General features: G+C 75.1%; 2 protein-coding genes and 1 pseudogene. All 3 read left to right on the top strand.

Translation table 11 applies throughout. From position 1 onward, the window contains the following. Positions 1-517 (top strand): annotated as a pseudogene (locus AC2W7M_RS24805) (baseplate multidomain protein megatron); the annotation flags it as partial. Between the two features lie 32 nt (positions 518-549). Continuing rightward, a complete protein-coding gene (locus tag AC2W7M_RS24800) occupies positions 550-1,254 on the top strand; it encodes a DUF2793 domain-containing protein (RefSeq protein WP_486135706.1) in 705 nt (234 codons plus the stop codon). A 24-nt stretch (positions 1,255-1,278) separates the two neighbouring features. Further along, the gene (locus AC2W7M_RS24795; RefSeq protein ID WP_486135704.1) at positions 1,279-1,599 is read left to right on the top strand and encodes a spike base protein, RCAP_Rcc01079 family; all 321 of its coding nucleotides are present in this window, start codon (positions 1,279-1,281) and stop codon (positions 1,597-1,599) included. Positions 1,600-1,763: the final 164 nt, after the last annotated feature.

Here is a 1,763-nt window from a genome sequence, read left to right as displayed (position 1 = left end):
TGGCCGGCGCCGCGCCCCGGCCCCGCCGGCACCCCGGCTCGTGAAGCTCGACGGGCGCGTGGAGCCGGTGGCCGCGGGCCTCTCGCTGCTGGGGCGGTCCTTCATCTATCGCGTCGGCCCGGCGCGCGGCGACCAGGGCGACGAGGAGGTGAGCGAAATCGCCGGCACGGTGGAGGGCACGGCGCTGCGTCCGCTGTTCCCCGTGCATGGGCAGGCGCGGCGCGCGCCCGAGGGCGTGATGGTCTCGTTCATCCGCCGCACACGCACCGAAGGCGACGGCTGGGACCAGGTGGAGGTGCCGCTCGGCGAGGCGCGCGAGGCCTATCGCGTGGAGATCCTCGACGGGGCGGCGGTGGTGCGGACATTCGAGACCGGCGCGCCGTCGCTGCTCTATCCCGCCGCGCACGAGATCGCCGATTTCGGCGCCCCGCAGGCGGTGCTCGCGGTGCGCATCGCCCAGCTCTCCGACGCCGTGGGCCCGGGCGCGACGCGCGTCCTGAGTCTGCCCGTCCGCTGACCTATCCAACGCCTCTCAAGCGAGGATCGCCCATGGCATCCGACAGCACGGCCAATCTGGCGCTGCCCTATCTGGCGGCGGCGCAGGCGCAGAAGCATGTGACCCACAACGAGGCCCTGCGCCGCCTCGACGCTTTCGTGCAGATGGTGCTGGAAAGCGTCACCACGCCCGCGCCGCCCGGTGCGCCCGCCGAGGGGGCGCGCTGGTTCGTGCCGGCGGGCGCGAGCGGTGCCTTCGCGGGGCGCGAGGGACAGGTCGCCGCCTATGAGGCGGGCGCCTTCGACTTCCTCCCGCTCGCGCCCGGCTTCCTCGCCTTCGTGAAGGATGAGGGCCGGCTCGCTTTGTTCGACGGCGTCGCCTGGATGTCGCCGCTGGCGGCGAGCGCGCACCGCGCCGCCATCGAGGCGCGGGTGCTGGAGGAAGACGTCGCGCTGGCCGGCGCCTTCGTCGAGAGCACCATCGCCATCCCCGACCGCGCCATCGTGCTCGGCGTGACCACGCGCACGCTCGCGGCGGTCACCGGCGCCGCCTCCTACGATTGCGGCATCGCCGGGGAGGCGTCGAAGTTCGGCGGTTCGCTCGGGGCGGCGGCGGGCTCCACCAATGCCGGTGTCATCGGCCCCACCGCCTTCTATGCGCCGACGCCGGTGCGCCTCACCGCCAATGGCGGCGCCTTCACCGGCGGCATCGTGCGGCTCGCCATCCATCTGCTCGCCTGCCCGGTGGCCGGCGCCTGACCCCTGTCTGCCGAGGAGCCTTCCATGCCCTACGATCCCGCCCGCGACCCCATGCGTGGCCACGCCGCCTCGCTCACCTCGCCCACCCGGCGGCTGGCCGCAGTGGCGCCCGCCGACGGCGCTGACCTTCCCGTCTACGCCAAGGCGCTTTGGGCCTTCGTGCCCGAGGACGTGGCCGGCGGCGTCGGCACGGTGCGCGTCACGCCCGTGGGCGCGGGCGACGGGGAGAGCGTGGATGTGCTCGCTCTGCCGGGCCTCCAGCCCTTGCCGCCCTGCCAGGTGCGCCGGGTCTGGGCCACCGGCACCTCGGCGGGGGTCCGCGTCTACGCCTTGGTGGAAGGCTGAGGCGGGCCACGCCTGCGCCGCGTGCCGTTCCGTCCGCCCGCCCGCTCCGAGGGAGCCGCTCCATGATCCTTCTTCTCGCCCTTCGCGCCGGTGCCGCTGCGTCGCGCCGGTGCCGGCCAGTCCCCGCCGCCGGGAGGGTCCCGTGATGCCCCGCCTCCGGCCCG

Source organism: Xanthobacter sp. BG11Y11_SDJG (genome assembly GCF_057364445.1).
This window is presented reverse-complemented; position numbering and strand designations above follow the sequence as displayed.

Coding starts and splice junctions, on each gene's coding strand:
- AC2W7M_RS24800 (WP_486135706.1), top strand. CDS start 550: ATGGCATCCGACAGCACGGCCAATCTGGCGCTGCCCTATCTGGCGGCG.
- AC2W7M_RS24795 (WP_486135704.1), top strand. CDS start 1,279: ATGCCCTACGATCCCGCCCGCGACCCCATGCGTGGCCACGCCGCCTCG.